The organism is Sphingomonas sp. GC_Shp_3 (assembly GCF_026540945.1).
Taxonomy (GTDB): domain Bacteria; phylum Pseudomonadota; class Alphaproteobacteria; order Sphingomonadales; family Sphingomonadaceae; genus Sphingomonas.
Genome location: NZ_JALNUT010000004.1, coordinates 121,229 through 139,009, shown reverse-complemented (window position 1 = coordinate 139,009; position 17,781 = coordinate 121,229). Strand labels below are relative to the sequence as shown.

General features: G+C 64.7%; 11 protein-coding genes. 5 read left to right on the top strand and 6 right to left on the bottom strand.

The features are described from left to right. Window positions 1–12 precede the first annotated feature (12 nt). The 5 genes from OXR00_RS11230 (at window position 13) to OXR00_RS11210 (ending at window position 8,444) form a co-directional block, all read left to right on the top strand. The gene (locus OXR00_RS11230; protein WP_267388310.1) at window positions 13–2,403 is read left to right on the top strand and encodes a TonB-dependent receptor; all 2,391 of its coding nucleotides are present in this window, start codon (window positions 13–15) and stop codon (window positions 2,401–2,403) included. Window positions 2,404–2,491: 88 nt separating this feature from the next. Continuing rightward, complete coding sequence (locus OXR00_RS11225) at window positions 2,492–3,172, top strand: Fe2+-dependent dioxygenase (RefSeq protein ID WP_267388309.1); 681 nt, start codon at window positions 2,492–2,494, stop codon at window positions 3,170–3,172. After that, window positions 3,169–4,323, top strand: coding sequence for an alpha-hydroxy acid oxidase (locus OXR00_RS11220; protein WP_267388308.1), 1,155 nt, complete (start codon window positions 3,169–3,171; stop codon window positions 4,321–4,323). The genes OXR00_RS11225 and OXR00_RS11220 overlap by 4 nt, the downstream gene beginning before the upstream one ends. Before the next feature lie 77 nt (window positions 4,324–4,400). Continuing rightward, a complete protein-coding gene (locus OXR00_RS11215; RefSeq protein ID WP_242150503.1) occupies window positions 4,401–5,024 on the top strand; it encodes a porin family protein in 624 nt (207 codons plus the stop codon). A 381-nt stretch (window positions 5,025–5,405) separates the two neighbouring features. After that, entirely contained in the window at window positions 5,406–8,444 is a 3,039-nt protein-coding gene (locus tag OXR00_RS11210) for a TonB-dependent receptor (RefSeq protein ID WP_267388307.1), read from the top strand. Window positions 8,445–8,525: 81 nt separating this feature from the next. Here OXR00_RS11210 and OXR00_RS11205 read toward each other — a convergent pair whose 3' ends face one another. The 6 genes from OXR00_RS11205 to OXR00_RS11180 form a co-directional block, all read right to left on the bottom strand. Continuing rightward, on the bottom strand, window positions 8,526–8,750 hold the full coding sequence (locus OXR00_RS11205; RefSeq protein ID WP_242150496.1) for a hypothetical protein: 225 nt from the start codon (window positions 8,748–8,750) through the stop codon (window positions 8,526–8,528). Window positions 8,751–9,037: 287 nt separating this feature from the next. Beyond that, entirely contained in the window at window positions 9,038–9,220 is a 183-nt protein-coding gene (locus tag OXR00_RS11200) for a hypothetical protein (protein ID WP_242150493.1), read from the bottom strand. 69 nt (window positions 9,221–9,289) lie between these two features. Next, entirely contained in the window at window positions 9,290–11,620 is a 2,331-nt protein-coding gene (locus OXR00_RS11195) for a hypothetical protein (protein ID WP_267388306.1), read from the bottom strand. Window positions 11,621–11,846: 226 nt separating this feature from the next. Beyond that, the gene (locus tag OXR00_RS11190) at window positions 11,847–13,937 is read right to left on the bottom strand and encodes an ATP-binding protein (RefSeq protein WP_267388305.1); all 2,091 of its coding nucleotides are present in this window, start codon (window positions 13,935–13,937) and stop codon (window positions 11,847–11,849) included. Continuing rightward, on the bottom strand, window positions 13,927–15,432 hold the full coding sequence (locus tag OXR00_RS11185; protein WP_267388304.1) for an ATPase domain-containing protein: 1,506 nt from the start codon (window positions 15,430–15,432) through the stop codon (window positions 13,927–13,929). The genes OXR00_RS11190 and OXR00_RS11185 overlap by 11 nt, the downstream gene beginning before the upstream one ends. A gap of 375 nt (window positions 15,433–15,807) precedes the next feature. Next, window positions 15,808–17,724: a CocE/NonD family hydrolase gene (locus OXR00_RS11180; RefSeq protein ID WP_267388303.1), complete on the bottom strand. Its 1,917-nt coding sequence runs from the start codon at window positions 17,722–17,724 to the stop codon at window positions 15,808–15,810. Between the last annotated feature and the right edge of the window lie 57 nt (window positions 17,725–17,781).

Sequence of the window (17,781 nt, the reverse complement as noted above, 5' to 3'; positions counted from 1 at the left end):
CACGGGGGAACAATGACTCATCCGATCGCTCGCGCAAACCGCACCTGCGCCTTCCTCGCGCTGTCCTGCGTCGGTAGCTTGTTAGCCTCTCAGGCGATCGCCGCGCCGGGCAAGGATGCCGCCGACGCAGATACGACGGCCCCGGACAATGTGGTCGTGACCGGCCAGCGGTTGAAGGCCGAGCCGCCTCAGCGGCAGGCTAGCCCAAAGGCCGTCCGATCGCTGCGCGACACCCCGCAGACCGTCACCGTCCTGAGCAGCGAAGTGCTCGAACAGCAGAACCTGCTGTCGTTGAAGGACGCGCTATCGACTGTGCCCGGCATCTCGTTCGGGGCCGGCGAAGGTGGCAGCGGCTATGGCGACAGCATCACGTTGCGTGGCTATTCCGCCAATAACGACATTACCGTCGACAATGTACGCGACAGTGCGCAGTACAGCCGCACCGACACGTTCAACGTCGCGCAGATCGAGGTGACCAACGGCGCGAGTTCGGTCAACACCGGCGCCGGCTCGGTCGGCGGCAACATCAACCTCGTAACCAAACGCCCGCTCGATCGCGACCGCGCCGTGATCGAGGGCGGCGTTGGTACCGACGACTACTACCGCGCCACCGCCGACATCAGCCAACACGTCAGCGATACGGTCGCGGTGCGCCTCAACGCGATGTTCCACCGCAACGACATCCCCGGCCGCGATGTCGAGAAGAACAAGCGTTGGGGTATCGCGCCTTCGGTAACGTTCGGCATCGGCACGCCGACGCGGCTGACCTTCGCGTACATGCACCAGGAAGACACCAACATCCCGCAGTTCGGCGTGCCGTATATCAGCGGAGCGATCGTCGGCGGCGCCCCCGGCGCGGGCCGCAGCGGGCCGGTCCCGGGCATCAGCCGCAGCGCCTATTTCGGCTATCGCAACCTCGACACGCAGCGGATCAACTTCGACCAGGCGACGCAGATCTTCGAGCATGATTTCAGCGACACGGTCTCGATCCGCAACCTGACCCGGTATGAAGATGTGACGCAGTTCACCCGCGCCGACGGGCCGGAAGGTGTATTCTGCCTGCCGAGCGGCTTTACCGTGCTCGGCGCCACCTGTCCGGCGAAGGGGCTGTTCACACCGAGCGGCGGATCGCGCGGCAACACGCGTTTCACGGAGAACCAACTCGCCTACAATCAGACCGACCTGAAGGCGGTGGTCGCGACCAGCGGGGTCGAACACACGCTCGATCTCGGCATCTCACTGTCGCGCGAGAACTACAACGCGGTGACCGGCAATTCGCAGCGCGCCGCCAACGGTACGCCCGCGACGATCACACCGTATGACATCTTCAACCCGGGTGCGAACAACACCTACACCGGGCCGGTCAACTTCGTCGTCGCCACGCGCCCGAGGTCGCAGGTCGATAACTATGCGGTTTATCTATTCGATGCGATGAAGCTGTCGCGCCATTTCGAGGTCAACGGCGGCGTGCGGTGGGAGCGCAACATCGGCAAGTCGCAGACCAACACCTTCTCTACCACGCCCGGCACGACTTTCGGCACGCTGACCACCGCCGGCCCGACGCTCTATAACCGCGACAGCCTGCTCTCCTACCGCGTCGGCCTCGTCTACAAACCGGTCGAGGCGGCGAGCCTCTACGTCGCCTATGGCAATTCCAAAACGCCGTCGCAAAGCACGGTCAACGGCAGTTGCACGTTCACACCCACTGCGGCGGTGCCGGTGTCGACATGCAGCAGCCGCCCGGAAGGCGCCAAGAATTACGAGATCGGCGGCAAGCTAGACCTGTTCCACGGCGGGCTGCTGCTCACCGCCGCGCTGTTCCGGAACGAGCGGGACAGCTACAAGGTACCATCGGGCGATCCGACCGTGCCAGACCAGCAGACCGACGGTCGCTCACGCGTCGACGGTCTCGCGCTCGGCGCATCGGGGCATATCACACCGGCCTGGTCGATCACCGCCAATTACACACACCTCAACAGCAAGCTGCTTCAGGCAGTGTCGGACAAGTGCCTCGCTACCCCGGGGTCGGGCAATTGCACCAACACGGTGGCGGTGCCGAACCCCGGCGGCGGCTCGATGCTGATCGGTACGCCCAGGGATTCCGGCAGCCTCTACACTGCCTACACCCTGCCCTTCGGCCTGACGCTCGGCTACGGCGCGACATACCAAGGGTCGTTCGCGATCAACACGCCGACGGTGACATCCTCGCTGGTGTTCCGCTCGAAGGGGTATCTCGTCCACAATGCTACGATCTCTTACGACATCACCAAGGCATTGTCGGCGCAGATCAACGTCAAGAACATCGGCGACAAGCTGTATTATACGCGCATCCGCGCCAACAACGGCTGGGCGACGCCGGGTGACGCACGCTCGGCAGTGCTGACGGTCAGCTACAGGCTGTGATCGCGTGGGCGCGAATGCCGAGGCGACCGAGACCGCGTTTCGATGACCGCCATTGCGTTGCCGCCACCATAAGCGAAAGGTGCCGATCATGCTGCTTCACGTGCCAGAGCTGTTCTCCGCCGATGAGGTGCGAGCGATGCGCGACCAACTGGAAGGCGCGGACTGGCAGGACGGGCGCAGCACCGCCGGCCACCGCGCGGCGCTGGTGAAGCACAACCTGCAATTGCCGCTCGATCATGCGGTGGCGCGCGATCTCGGCGCTCGCATCGTCGATCGGCTGGGTCAGACGCCCCTGTTCATCGCCGCGACGCTGCCGCTGCGCGTGCTGCCGCCGCGGTTCAACCGTTACGAGGGCGGCGGCAGCTACGGTGCGCATATCGACAACGCGATCTTCCCGATCCCCGGCACGACCGAACGGGTGCGCAGCGACATCTCCGCGACAGTGTTCCTCAGCGATCCGGCCGAATATGACGGCGGCGAATTGGTGATCGAGGGGACGTTGGGTGCAGAGCGCGTGAAACACGCCGCCGGTGACCTGATCGTCTATCCCGGCAGCACGCTGCATCACGTCACGCCAGTCACGCGCGGCACCCGCTACGCGGCATTTTTCTGGACGCAGAGCCTCGTCCGTGCCGACGAACAGCGCCGCACGCTGTTCGACCTCGACACCGCCATCCAGTCGCTCAGCGTCGATCACCCCGATCATCGGGCGATCGACCCGCTGACTGGCGTGTACCACAATCTGTTGCGGCATTGGGCGGAGACGTGAGCGCGCCGCTACCGCCGCTGACGGTGATCCCGCCCGCGCTACAGACGCTCGCCGATTACGAGCGGCTGGCGCAGTTGCACATGGCGCCGGACATCTGGGCGCACGTTCAATCGGGCGCAGGCGCAGGCCTTACGCTCGCCAACAACCGCGGCTCGTTCGACCGGATTGCATTGCTACCCCGCGTGCTGGCCGATCTGCGGGGCGGGCATACGCGGCGCACGCTCTTCGGCCGCGACCATGCTGCGCCGATCCTGTTCGCGCCAATCGCTTATCAACGCATCGCGCATTCGGACGGGGAACTGGCGTGCGTACGTGCGGCAACGGCGATGGGGGTCGGCATGGTGGTGAGCACGCTTTCTAGCGTGTCGCTGGAGGCGATTGCCGCAGCCGGGCGCGATGCCGCGCGCGACCTCGGCACGACCCCCGCTCCGCTGTGGTTCCAGCTCTATCTGCAGGAAACCCGCGCCGACTCCGCCGAGCTTGTCACCCGCGCCGAACAGGCAGGGTACGAGGCGATCGTGGTAACGGTCGATGCCGCGGTGAAACGCGCGACCTTCGCGCTGCCGCGTGGCGTGTTCGCAGCGAACTTGCCCAGCGGCAGTGATCGGCGACAAACCAGCACCCCGCGCGGGGCGATTTTGTTCGGCACGCCGCTGGCCGAAACCGCGCCGACGTGGGAGGATGTCGCGTGGTTGCGCGCGAACACGTCGCTGCCGCTCATCATCAAGGGCATCCTCGCCGCCGAAGATGCCGGACTCGCGATAGAACATGGCGCGGACGGTATTGTCATATCCAACCACGGCGGCCGCACGCTGGATGGCGCGCCAGCCGCGATCGAGGTTCTGCCGGCGATCGCCGATACGGTGGCGGGCGCGGTACCGCTGCTGCTCGACGGCGGGGTGCGGAGCGGTACCGATGTGGTGAAGGCGCTCTCTCTGGGCGCGGCGGCGGTGCTGGTCGGCCGGCCGCAGATGCATGGTCTCGCGGTGGCCGGGCTAGCCGGCGTGGCGCATGTCGCGCACATCCTGCGCGGCGAAACGGAACTGGCGATGGCGCAGCTCGGTTGTGCGACACTGGACCAGCTCGGCCGCGATTGTGTCGCCAACACGGCGACCCGCACTGTTGCATCGCCGCAACATCGTCACAATTAGTGCATAGCGGCGGATCGTTGCGTTGCCGCGACGGTTACGCACCTCGTGGAACGATTTTACCAATAGAAGGAACTTGTATGCGTAAGGCTCTTTTCTCCGTCCTGGCTCTCGGGCTCTCGGCGCTCGGCGCGCAGGCCGCATCTGCGCAGGACACCACGATGTCCGACAACAACACGACCTTCCGCGGCATCCGCGTCGAGGGCAATGTCGGCGGCGATCGCTTCCAGTCGCAGGGCCATCATAACGACCGGTTCGGTTACGGCGGCACCGTTGGCTTCGACGGCGTGATCGGCAACAAGATCGTGGTCGGCCCCGAGGGCAGCTACTGGAATCCCAATGACGGCAGCGAGAACTGCTCGGGCGGGCGCACCGGCGGCACGATCTGCCACAAGTCGTTTGAGGAGTGGGGCGCGGGCGTCCGTGCAGGTTACCTCGTCACGCCGAACTTCCTCGTCTACGGCAAGGGCGGCTATGTCAGCAACGAGCAGCGCAAGCGCTTCACCGCGCCGGCTGGCCAGACCAGCTTCTACGATCACTTCCACACCGACGGCTATCAGGTCGGCGGTGGCGTCGAGTATTCGCTCGGCCGTGACGTGATGAAGATGCCGCTGTTCGTCGGCGCGCAGTATGTCTACTCGCAGTACAACGACCACACGTCGCGTCAGCGCGTGATGGGCAGCATCGGCTTCCACTTCAAGTAAGCCGGTTCTTCGTACAACCTCCCGACCGGGCGATTGTACGAACTGCAAACATGGAACGCCGCGCACCTATCCCGGTGCGCGGCGTTTTTCACGTTACGGGAGGATCGCTTCGAGTTCGACAACCGCGTCTAGCGGCGACAACGAGGGGGGCAGCGCGCTAAAATCGGATTTTAAGCCCGTCTCGGCCACAAGTCTCTGAAACTGTGACATTTGTGCGACGCGACCGGTGAAAGTGCGACGCTGAACGATACGTAACTTTACAGAGGTGAATAACGGTTTCATTCCCTCGCCATGTCTCGCGCAGGACGGCTGTCGTGTGTCGGGATCTGGAACTCCTGCGCGCGGCACCCCAGAGCGCCGGCAGGTCAAAAAGGGATTAACATGATCAGGACCACTCAGATCGCTGGCAAGGCGCAGCTTCTGCTCGCCGCAGCCCCCTTTGCCATGATGTTCGGCACCATGCCCGCCTTCGCGCAGGATACCGCGCCGGCCCAGGACGCCGCACCGGCCGCGCTTACCCCTACGCCGCCGACCCCCACCGATGAAGCCGCGACTCCGCAGGACGTGGTCGTCACCGGCTCGCTGATCCGCAACAGCGCGACCGCGACCGCCGCGCCGATCAACACGTTGACCGCGCAGGATTTCGCGACCCGCGGCCAGAACACGATCGCAGAGGCGCTGCAGACCATCCCCGCCAACGGCGCCGGTACGATGACGCGCGCCTGGAACAGCTTCGGCTTCGCCACCGGCGCGACTGCGGTGTCGTTGCGCGGCCTCACCACGGGCAACACGCTCACCCTGTTCGACGGCCAGCGCTCGGCGATCTATCCGCTGGGCGATGACGGCCAGCGCAGCTTCGTCGACCTCAATACCATTCCCCAGTCGATCGTCGAGAAGGTCGACGTGCTGCAGGATGGCGCCTCGTCGACCTATGGCGCGGATGCGGTCGCAGGCGTCGTCAACGTCGTCATCAAGAAGGAAATCGTCGGCCTGCACGCCAATGCGTCGGCCGGCATTTCCGAACATGGTGATGGCGGCGAAAAGCGCGCCGATCTGACCTACGGCTACGGAAAGCTCAGCGAGCAGGGCTTCAACTTCTACATCAACGGCGAATACCAGTCGAGCAACCCGCTGTACGCAAGCGATCGCGGCTATCCTTTCAACACCAACGACTACAGCCGCGTGTGCAACGGCCAGGGTAACTGCCTGACCAACGAGACCATCAACGGCATTCAGGCGGACGGCTCGGTCTCGCAGTTCGGCTCGACCCGCGTACCGACCGTGCGCCCTTATCTGAACGGCGCTCCGGTCGCTGGCAGCAGCTTCCAGTTGCTCAACGCGAGCGCAGGCTGCCGAGATCTGACCGCGATCAACCTCACCCCGGCACAGCAGGCGGGCCTCGCCGCGAAGGGTTCGCCGACCGGCTCGGTGATCTGCCAGCAGGACAACGTCAACGACTACCTGCAGGAAATCCCCAAGCAGCAGCGTTTCGGCGGCACCGCACATCTGACCGTGAACGTCGGCAGCCGCGCGCAGGCCTATGCAACTGGTACCTTCTACGAATCGAAGACAACCAGCAGCATCTCGCCGCTTACGTTCGCCGGGCAAACCGCTGCGGGCGGCACGCAGTACACGCTCAGTCCGGTCCTGCTGCCGGCGCTGATCTGTCCGCGCGGCACGGTCACCTGTACAGCGGCCAATGGCGGAACGCTCAACCCTAACAACCCGTTCGCTGCGCTCGGTGAACAGGCGCGTGTGAACTACCGTTACGATCAGCCGCGCGAGACGTTGAGCGATGCCAAGACCTACCGCTTCGCCGGTGGTATCTCGGGTTCGTTCGGCGACAACTGGAAGTATGACGTCAACGGCACCTATTCCGAAGTTGATCTACGTATCACCAACAAGAACTACCTGATCCCGCAGCGCCTGATGGACGTCATCAACGATGGCTCCTTCAACTTCATCGATCCGTCGCAGAACAGCCAGGCGACCCGCGACTATATCGCGCCGACCAACGTGACGAACTCGAACTCGAAGCTGTGGCAGGTTCAGGCCACCCTCTCGAAGGTGCTGTTCGCACTACCCGGCGGCGACCTGACCGCAGCGGTCGGTGGCGCGTATCGTCATGAATCGGTGTTCAACCCCAGCGCCAACGCACCGAACGAAGTCAATCCGGCCGATCGCTACTATAGCATCAACTCGGTCAGCACGGCGGGCAGCCGCAATGTACGTTCCGGCTTCTTCGAAATTGACGCGCCGATCTTCGATCAGCTGACGATCAACGGCTCGGGTCGTTACGACAGCTACTCGTCGGGACAGGACAATTTTTCGCCGAAGATCACCGCCATCTTCAAGCCGATCCAGCAGGTCCGCTTCCGTGGTACGTGGTCGCGCGGCTTCCGTATCCCGAGCTTCCAGGAAGCCTATGGCCAGCCGACGACGGGCTACATCACGTCGACGGTCACGCCGGGCCAGGCGGGTGGTCAGGCTTACATCGATGCGCACGGCGGCAATGGCTATGCGACGCTGCCGTACAGCTACGGCCTGACCTCGGCGGGCAACCCGAACCTGAAGCCGGAGAAGTCGACCAGCCTGACCGGCGGTGTGGTAATCGAGCCGAACCGGCACTTCGCCTTCACGGTCGATTATTACCACATCAAGATCAACGGCCTGATCGGCGCGCCTGACTATTCCGGCGTCGAGGATGCCTATTATGCCAACAACGGCGTAGTGAACATCCCGGGCATCACCGTTCGTCCCGGCGTTGCCGATCCGGATCACCCCAACGCGCTGCCGGCGCTGGGCTTCATCCAGTACTCGTTCGTCAACACGACGTCGGAAGTCACCTCCGGTCTCGATTTCTCGGGCACGGTGCGGGTTCCTCTGCCCCATGGCATCAATCTGACCAGCCGTGTGGATGCGACCTATCTGATCAATCTCGATCAGACGACGCCGGGTGGTGTGGTGCAGAAGTACGCAGGCACGCTTAGCCCGTGCAACATCACGTCCTGCTCGGGTGCGCCGCGCTGGCGGGGTAGCTGGCAGAACACGCTGGACTTCTCCGGCCGTGGCTCGCTCAGCGCGACGGCATATTACACCAGCGGCTACAACATGGCCTCGATCGATACCGGCGGCGACGCCGATAGCTGTGCCGACAGCATCAGCGCATCGGTCTATGCCTATGCCAATGGTGACCCGTACAAGTGCCACGCACGTCGCTTCATCGACGTCGACCTGACGGCTACCGTGAAGGTCGCAAGCAAGTTCACCTTCTACGCGAACCTGCTCAACGTGTTCGACGTCAAGCCGGACTTCAATCCGGGCCAGACCTACGACAGCGGCTTCGGCTACAACGTCGCGTGGGAAAGCCAGGGCTTCATCGGTCGCTTCATCCGCTTCGGCGCGAAGATCGACCTGTAAGGACCGGCCATACCGCTATTGAAAGGGCAGCTCCTCGCGGGGCTGCCCTTTTCGTTTCAGCGGACAAAAACGCTTTACGGGTTACCGCTGGTTACGAGCGGCGGCGCGCTGTGCCCGCGCCTGCTTTGCGTAATGATGATGAGCGACGATGCAGCCCGCCGCCGCGCCCATCACGGCATGCCCCTTGCCAACGAAATGCCCGGCGACACCGCCCGCGGCGGCGCCGCGAATGCAGCCTTTTGAAAAAGCCGGTGAAACGCCGACGAGCAGCAGCGGCAAGGCAAGAGCGACAACGGTAGTGCGCATGATAGTCTCCTTAGATGGCAAGAGACTCGCGGCGCGGTGCTTGGTTGCATGACGTTCATGTCACCTCGCCTCGCTTCAGACCCTGCAACGGGGCGGCGTAATTCGCGACGCTGAACGCGCAAGAGCGAACGCGGTGGAGGCCGTTGTCGTCGACGCTATCGGGTAGCACAACCCCGGTGCGACACGCTTTACAAGGAACGCGCCGCACCTGCATCCGAGATGACGCACCAACAGAAAGCCCCGGCAGTGCCGGGGCTTTCAAATGCGTCATCTCGACGAAAGCGGGCCTACTGGTACCCGCCCTCCTTGCGCTCCTCCGCCGCCTCCTCCTGGACGTGCTCCATCTCGGAGGCTTCGTCCTCCGCCTTCGGATTGTCCTCGGTCGATTGCTCCGAGCTGTTCCGGTCCTTGGGCAGTTCGTTGACGTCGGTCTCGAAACCGGGTTCTTCGTTGTCGGGGGTGATGGCCATGATCGTCTCCTTCCCACCTTCAACGAACCAGCCGCGTAGCGGATGCGCGGGCGAGCGCGATATTTGCGGTTATCGCACCGCAACCGATGCGATCGCGTCGGGATCGTCGCGCAATCGCAGGTATATGCGTCCGTCCGCCCCTGGAGCGACAGCGACATCCTCGCCGACAAAGCCGTCGGGCACCGCCTGCGCAGCTTGGAAATCCGCGGTCGCGCTCACCTTCGCGATCAGGAACAGGCGGCTTCCGACCAGCTTGCACGCCTTGGCCGAGGTGCAGGTCACGCCACGGATGTCCGGCAACCGTACTACCGTCGCCAGCGGCGTCCACGCCGTAGCACCATCATCCCGCACCAGCCGGAAACGCATCGGGCCGTAAGCGGTCGGGCCGAGCGCGTCGGCGGGCGTCAGGCTGACGATGCCGGTCGCCGCGTCCTGCAAGTCATAGCCCTTGCCGGGTTGGATCAATGTGGTCGCGCGTCCGTCGGTGGTGGCGACCTCCACCGTTTCCTTTCCGGTCAGCACAGCCGCGCCACCGACGTGGAAGGCAAAGGTCAGCCGCGCGTCCTGCGCGAACACGCCGGGTGATGCCAGCATGATCGGTCGCACGCCTTCGTGCACGGGTGGCTGCGCAGTCACCCGCACCAGCGCCACCGCAGGCCGCGGCGGCGCAACGGTTACGGTCACGCTCTTGTGCCGACCGTTGGCGAAGCTGACGTCCGCCGTCTCCGTCTTTCCGGCCGCGAGCATGGCAAGTGCAGCCGGATCGCCGGGCCGCAAGGTCAGACGATCCTGTTTGCCGACCCGCGTCAGCGCTCCGGGCTGGAAGCTCACCCCGCCCATGGTCGCGGCCACGACCTGATCGAGTCGCGAACCGATCAACACCGCCTCGGTATCGCCGGCGTGAAGGGTGAGATCTTCGAGACTGCCGGCCTCCTGATAGGCCCGCAGACTCACCACTGCCGGATCGCCGCTGCGGCCCTGTACCAGGATCGACAGCGTGCCGGCATCGACCTTTTCGAGCGGGAGACTGGCCTCGATCGCATTGGCGCTGGTCTGTTTCCACGGCACCGCCTGCGCGGCACCGTCACCGCGCCGCATCTCGACGCCGGTAACGCACCCCGCACCGCCGCCGGTGAGGCCAAGCTGGTTGACGCGCCCCACCACCAGCGTGGTGTGGTCGGCCGCTTTCCAGTTGGTATCCTCCGGCCGCGACAGCGCGAACGTCGGGCCTTCAAACGGTCCGAAGCCCCATCGACCGTGGACCTGACCGGTCATCACCAGGCCGAACGGTCCGGCCGGGAACGCACCGTCGATGGCAAAGCCTCCCACCCCGGCATCGGCACGCAGCGGCACCTCGACCAGGGTTCCGTCCGCGCGCTTGATCCGCAGCCGTACGTCATACGCATAATCGGTCGCATAGATCAGCGGCGCACCCTCCACCGGCAAGGTCAGGCCGGTGGCCGCGCACACCGCGACATCGGGTGAAGCGTGACGGAGCGGCGGCGGCTTGGGCGCCTCGATCGCCGGCAGCCCGATCACCATTACCGATGCCGGCTTGGCGAACGAGATCGGCGTGTTGAGCAGCACCGACACGACCCCGTCGTCCATCTTCGACAAGGCCGGGATGAATTGCAGCTGAGTCGACTGGAACGCGCCCACCAGCCGGAACAGATCGCGCACCACGCCGATGTACGAGCTATACGAGCCATACCCGGCTTGTGGTGTCGCGCTCAGTTGGAAGGCAAGATCCGTCGGCGTGCCCGCAAGCGTATCGGCAAGCGCGGAGCTGTGCGTATCGGCGAGCAGCAGCGTCTCCCGATCAACGGTCAGGCAGGCGGCCTGAAGTTCGGGTGGCTGCTGTAGGCATTCGGCCTTCAAACGGATTGACAGGCTGCGCGCCAGCGTGGGCGACACCGTGGCGACACTCCCCGGGGCGGTCCGTTCGGTGTCGAGCATGACATGCAGGAACGTGTCCAGCCGGGCACGATCGAGCGACGCCTGATTGAGTTCCTGCACCGCCCTTACAAACGCGCCCGGCTGCTTGCGCACGGTGCTGGCGATCGCACCGGCGCTGCCGCCGCGCTCGGGCACGATGAACAAGGCCATCTGCTGCGCCCCCTTCGGCACGGTCAGCGACAGATCGGCACGCTTGGGCTTCCAGCTCAGCGCCTCGTGAAACCATTTGGCGTCGGGCCGATCGGTCGCGCCGCGCAGGAAAACGGCGACGAGGCGGAAATGCTCCGACTGGCCCGGTTGCTGATCGAGCTTGATCGAGACCTGATCGCCCTCGGACAGGTTCGGTACACGCTCAAGCGGCAGCGTCGCGCCCTCGTGCGTTACCGCGATCTTGAGGCGCGGGCCGGCCAGATCGAACGAAGATGTGGCCGCCGCTGCGGGCACGGCCGATATCAGCCCGCCCACCAGGCATAGGGAACGCAAGGGTCGTAACACGTGTTCGGCACCTATCATATCGCACGGTCTTGCCGGTCGGGTGTGACCATAACGAGGCAGCGCGCGTTCGCGATCCCTTTTCGAGTTGGCCGAAGGTGATGGACGAGCTTGGCGTCTCTTGGAACGGTGGTGCCGTCGACCGGCCAGTGCGACCTGCGACCGCTGCGTGCAGGTCTTACGCGCCTGTCCGTTCCGCTCGCGATGCATCAGCGGGCTCGCCCTGCATCAGTTCGCTGATCCTGCGGGCGAGATTTGCGAGCGCGAACGGCTTGGTGATCATCGTCATGTTGGTGCCAAGAAAGCCTGCACGGTTGGCGGCGTTCTCGGCGTAGCCGGTCACGAACAGGATCGGCAGATCCGGCCGATGTTGGCGCGCCACTTCCGCAAGCTGGCGGCCGTTCATGCCGGGCAGGCCGACGTCGGACACCATCAGGTCAATTGCCTGATCGGAGGCGAGGATCGGGATCGCCGCGTTGGCGTCCTCCGCCTCGATCGCGCGGTAGGACAGTTCGTTCAGCACCTCCCGCACCAGAATGCGCACCGAGGGATCGTCCTCGACAATCAATACGGTCTGCCCGGTGCCCTCGCGCACCGGCGTGGCCGGGATAGCAGACGTGTCGCTTGGCGCCTCGGTCGCGGGAAGGTAGATCTTCACCGACGTGCCCTGGCCGGGTTCGCTGTGGATGCGGACCTGCCCGCCCGATTGCCGGGCAAAGCCGTAGATCATCGACAGCCCGAGGCCGGTGCCCTGCCCAATCGCCTTGGTGGTGAAGAACGGCTCGAAAACGCGCTCCAACACATCCTTTTCGATGCCGACACCCGTATCAGACACCGCCACGACGACGTATCGCCCCGCTTTGACGTCGGGATGCAGACCCGCATAGGCGTCATCCAGCTCGCTTACGCAGGTTTCGACTGTCAGCAGGCCGCCATCGGGCATGGCATCGCGCGCGTTGATCGCGAGGTTCAGGATCGCGCTCTCAAGCTGGTTGGCGTCGACGATCGCTAGTGGCACGTCTTCACCCGCCGCGATTTCCAATGCGATATTCTCACCGATCGTCCGCCGCAGCAGATCTTCGAGTGACCGGGCAAGGCCATTGACGTCGACCGGCTTAGCATCCAGCGACTGCCGCCGGGAAAAGGCAAGCAGGCGCGCGGTCAGCGCTGCCGCGCGCTGCGCCGATGTCGAAGCGGCATCCATAAAGCGATCGACATCGTCCAGCCGCCCCGACGCGATCCGGCGCTTGAGGATATCGAGGCCGCCGATCACGCCGGTCAGCATGTTGTTGAAATCGTGCGCGATGCCGCCGGTCAACTGACCCACCGCTTCCATCTTCTGGCTTTGCCTCAGCGCCTCCTCGAGTGAGGCACGACCGGCCATTTCCGCCTCCAGCGCCGCCGTGCGCTCGGCGACACGCTGGCTCAGTTGCTCCTCGACCACCTTGCGATCGGTCACGTCGAGGACGAAGACGTGGATCCCGTCGACCGCGCCCGCTGCGTTGATGCGCGGCAGATAGCGGATCTCGGCATCGCGCCGCCGCCCGTCGGTATGCGGCCACGCCGTCTCGAATCGCACGTTTTCGCCGCTAAAGGCGCGTTCGATCGCGGAACGCCGGGTCGACAGGATGGCCGGACCGACCACCTCCTCCAGATGGCGGCCGACCACCTCCTCCGGGCGTTGCCCAAGCCATTCCTCATAGGCGCGATTGGCGAAGCGGTAGATCCCATCGCGGTCGATAAAGCCGATCAGCACCGGCAAGGCGTCCGCCACCAGCCGCAGTTCCGCCTCGCTCGCCGCAAGCGCCGCCCGGCTGCTTTGCAGGTCGAGCAGGCGGTCCCGCATCTCGAACTGCTTCTGCCGCAAGCGCAGCGCCGAGTTGATCGCGCTGACAAGCGATTCCACACCGAGCGGTCGCTCCAGGACGACCGCGTTATCCACCATCTCGGGCAGACGCGCCCGCGCGGAGTCGATCGATCGGGTCTGCGCCACGCGCGGCGCGGCGAGCATGATGAACGGCACATCGGACCATTCGGGCTGTGCCGCCAGCGCCTCCGCCAGAGGACGCTGCTCGCCGTGCAACGCTTCCTCTGTGATGAGCAGCACGCCGGCGCGGTCGTCGACACATCGCGCGAGATCGCTGAGGTCGGCGCAGACCCGCGTGATCAGCCCCCTGTCCGCCAGCAGCCCCGCCACGCTGGCCGCGTCGCGCCCATACGGCGCGGCGATCAGGACGGTGGAGCCTTCCGCGGCCGATCTATGCGGCACCGGGCCGGTCTTCCATCAATGGCAGCGCGGAACCGGTATATTCCGGCGTGCCGGTCAACACGCCGCGGAACGCGGCAAGCGGCTCGCCGACGCGTACCCCAGTGCCGTCGATACGCAACTCGCGGATTGCGTCCTCATGCTGACCGCCCCGATTTTTGATGATCGAAATGGCTTTGCGGATACGGCCGCCCGCCTCGAAGAAGCGCAACAGGATCACGGCATCCGCGACATAGGAGATGTTGAGGCTGGTCGACATGCTGCCGACCAGGCCGTGCTGCGGATTGATGAGGAACGTCACCACCCCCTGCTGACTCAGGTACGACAGGAGTTCGTGCATTTGCAGGATCAACTGCTGCTCCTGCGGCATCGCCGCGAGATAGCCGTTGAGGCTGTCGATCACGAGCATCCGCACACCGCGCTGCTCGATTTCGTGCCGCACATTGCTGGCGAACTCGCCGGGGGAGATTTCGGCAGGGTCGATCTGACGGATCAGCAACCGGCCTTCATCAATGTGACGCTGCAAGTCGAACCCGAATGCCCTGGCGCGGATCAGCAGGGTGCTGACGCGCTCGTCGAATTGATAGATCGTGCAGGGCTCGCCGCGCTCGCATGCCGCCCAGACGTATTGCAGCGCGATCGTGGTCTTGCCGCTGCCGGCTGGCCCGGTGAGCAGCACGGATGTGCCACTGAGCGGCCCGCCAGCAAGCAGGTCGTCCAGCGCCTTGACGCCGCTTGAAACCGGTACGGCTTTGACATCCGCGTGATAGTCCGCCGCGATCAGGCGCGGATACACTTCCAACCCGCCTTTGCGGATGGTGAAATCGTGATACCCGGCGGTGAAGGCGACGCCGCGCAGCTTCTGCACCTGCAAGCGCCGCCGCGCGGCGCCGAAATCGAGCGTCAGCCGTTCCAGCGTGATGACCCCGTGGCACAGACTGTGAAGGTGGGAATCACGTCCGTTTTCCGCACCGCTGAGATCGTCGACCAGCAGCACCGTGGTGTCACGACCGGCGAAGAACTGTTTGATGGCAAGGATCTGTCGGCGAAAGCGCAGCGATTCTTGCGCGAGCAGCCGCATTTCGGACAAGCTGTCGAACACCACCCGGCGCGGTTTTACCCGCTCGACCTCGGCGCGGATCAGCTTGACCGTCTCGCCGAGTTCCATCTCCCAGGGATGGATGATCGACTGGCCGCGTTCCCCGCCCAGCGCATCTTCGGCGGCGTTGAATTCGAACACCTCGAAATCGTCAATGCTCCACCCGTGCGATCCCGCCACGGTGGCGAGTTCGTCACGCGTTTCGGAAAGCGTGATGTACAGCGCCGGTTCGCCGAGCCGAACACCCTCTCGCAGGAACTGAAGCGCCAGCGTGGTCTTGCCCGACCCCGGCGCACCTTCCAGCAGATACATGCGATTGGCGGGCAAGCCGCCCTTCAGGATCAGATCAAGACCGTCATTTCCTGTCGAAACCGGGTCTTTGTCAGTTACTATCGTCAAACTGCCCGGTCCTTCTCGGCTACGCGCTGCCACCCCACACGCGGGATCGTTAGCAGACCCGCTCTGGTACAGAACGACGCCAATTCCAAGATCGATCAGGCAAAGTTTCGCAAGAGAAAGGTCGATCCGACTACGTCCACGATGAACTTTGCGTTACCTTTCGTGAGCATTGTAAAACTCGACTTCAGCTTGGTTCACCTTCCGAGCGGCAGATCCTGCAGCAGCGCGATGCGGTCGTGCATCTCCAGGTCGGCCGGGCGGCCCTGCCCTGGTGCCGTTCGACACCGACTTCCGGCGATGGCACTCCCGCAGGAAGGCGCTGTTCGTCTACTGTCACGGGCGGCAAGCGCCCCACCAAGAGCCATACGCAGGCGGCTACTGCGCGGCTCCGGTCGCCACCACCGGCAGTTCGATCGCGCTTGCCTGTGCGGGCGCGTGGAACACCCGGATCGTCGCCTTGCGGTAATCGCCCGGCTTCGCATCGAAGATGTTCGGCACGAACGTCTGCGGGTTACGATCGTAAAGCGGAAACCAGCTCGACTGGATCTGCACCATGATGCGGTGCCCGGGCAGGAACACATGATTTACGTTCGGCAGCGCAAACCGATAGCCGAGCGGTGCGTCCGGTGTAATCGGCTTCGGTGTCGAGAAGCTTTCCCGATACCGCCCGCGCAGAATATCCATCGCGATCGGCAACTGATAGCCGCCCAGATCGGGCTTCTCGAAATATTCATCCGGATAGACGTCGATCAGCTTTACCACGAAATCACCGTCGGTACCCGTGGTCGCCGCGACCAGATCGGCGATCGGCGCACCCGCCAGCGCGAGCGGAGTGGTCAGCGGCTCGGTTTCGTAGGTCAGCACGTCGGTACGATCGGAGAACGGCCGCTGATCGTCGACCAGCCACTGCCGCCAGGTCGATCCCGTCGCATAGGTCGGCCGGATCGGGCGCAGCCGGTACGGGATTGGCTTGGCGGGATCGGACACGTATTCGTCCGCCCCGTCCGTCGTCGGCGCGGTGAACGACAGCGCACCGCCGGCCTGGAGGTACAGTTTGCGGTTGGCCTGTGCGCAGCCTTGCGCGCACGCACTCGGCCAGGTGGGCAGACGTTGCCAGACATCGCTGCCGGTCTGAAAGACGGTGACGGGCGCGATATCGGCGGGTGCGGCGCCGGTCTTGAGGTGGCTGTCGAGGAACGGGATCAACACATGCTGGCGGAACCACGTGCCCGTGTCGGACTGGAAGCGGATCGGACCGAGGCTGTCGCCCGTCCCCGCCCAGCCGCCATGCGACCACGGCCCGATCGCGAGATGTTCGAGGTGATCAGGATCGTTCTTCGCGGTCGCCTCGTAGGCCGCCGCCGCGCCGTACATATCCTCCTGATCCCACAGGCTGCCGATCCACAAGGTCGGAACGGTCGCCTTCTCGCGCGGTAGGATCGTCTCGAGCGCCTGCGCCTGCCAATAGGCGTCGTAATCCGGATGATCGTGCAGGTCCTTCACCACCTGGATCTGGTCGAGTCCTCGACTCTTGACGAAGCCGCTCGCCGAACCCGCGCGCAGGAACGTGTCGTAATCGTCATAAGCGTCGCGCCACAGATTGTCGCCGCTGCCGCGCTTCGTGTCCTGGCTGAAATAATAGTCGTAGCCGGCCATGCGAAAGGCGCCACCGTGGAAATCATCGTCGCCCATCCACGTGTTGATGACCGGGTTCATCGGCGCCGCCGCCTTCAGCGCGTGGTGCGGATGGACCAACGCCATCGCCGCCATCATCCCGTCGTAGCTGGTGCCGACGATGCCGACCCGGCCGTTCGATTCCGGCACATGCTTGGTCAGCCAGTCGATCGTGTCGAACGCGTCGGTGGAATGGTCGACCTTGCTGCCGTTGAGTGGACCGATCAGCGGGCGCTCGTTTACATACTCACCCTTCGATCCGTATTTGCCGCGCACATCCTCCACCGCGAGGATGTAGCCCGCGCGTAGCATCTCGGCGAACGCCGGACCGACCAGCATCACCGCGTGGGCGCTGTCCTGCTTGCTGGTCGCGTTGTCGGCATTGTACGGGGTGCGTTCGAGCAGGATCGGCGCATCGCGCGCGCCCTTCGGCACGATCAGGATCATGTGCAGCGCCACGCCGTCGCGCATCTTCACGTCCACCTCGCGGCGGTCGTAGTCGAACGTCGCGGTGACGGGCGCGAACTTGGCAGGGATGCCGTTCGGCAGCGTCTGCGCGGACACACCAAGCGTAGACACGAGAGCGGTGCCGGCAAGCACCAAAGCGACCAATTTCATGCGGAACCCTGACTATTGAACGGGTTCATCGTGGCACAGCCTCCGCGCGCCGCCCAG

Bases quoted from the DNA above. Each gene is read 5' to 3' on its own strand.
- OXR00_RS11230 (WP_267388310.1), top strand. From the start codon at position 13: ATGACTCATCCGATCGCTCGCGCAAACCGCACCTGCGCCTTCCTCGCG.
- OXR00_RS11225 (WP_267388309.1), top strand. From the start codon at position 2,492: ATGCTGCTTCACGTGCCAGAGCTGTTCTCCGCCGATGAGGTGCGAGCG.
- OXR00_RS11215 (WP_242150503.1), top strand. From the start codon at position 4,401: ATGCGTAAGGCTCTTTTCTCCGTCCTGGCTCTCGGGCTCTCGGCGCTC.
- OXR00_RS11210 (WP_267388307.1), top strand. From the start codon at position 5,406: ATGATCAGGACCACTCAGATCGCTGGCAAGGCGCAGCTTCTGCTCGCC.
- OXR00_RS11205 (WP_242150496.1), bottom strand. From the start codon at position 8,750: ATGCGCACTACCGTTGTCGCTCTTGCCTTGCCGCTGCTGCTCGTCGGC.
- OXR00_RS11200 (WP_242150493.1), bottom strand. From the start codon at position 9,220: ATGGCCATCACCCCCGACAACGAAGAACCCGGTTTCGAGACCGACGTC.
- OXR00_RS11180 (WP_267388303.1), bottom strand. From the start codon at position 17,724: ATGAAATTGGTCGCTTTGGTGCTTGCCGGCACCGCTCTCGTGTCTACG.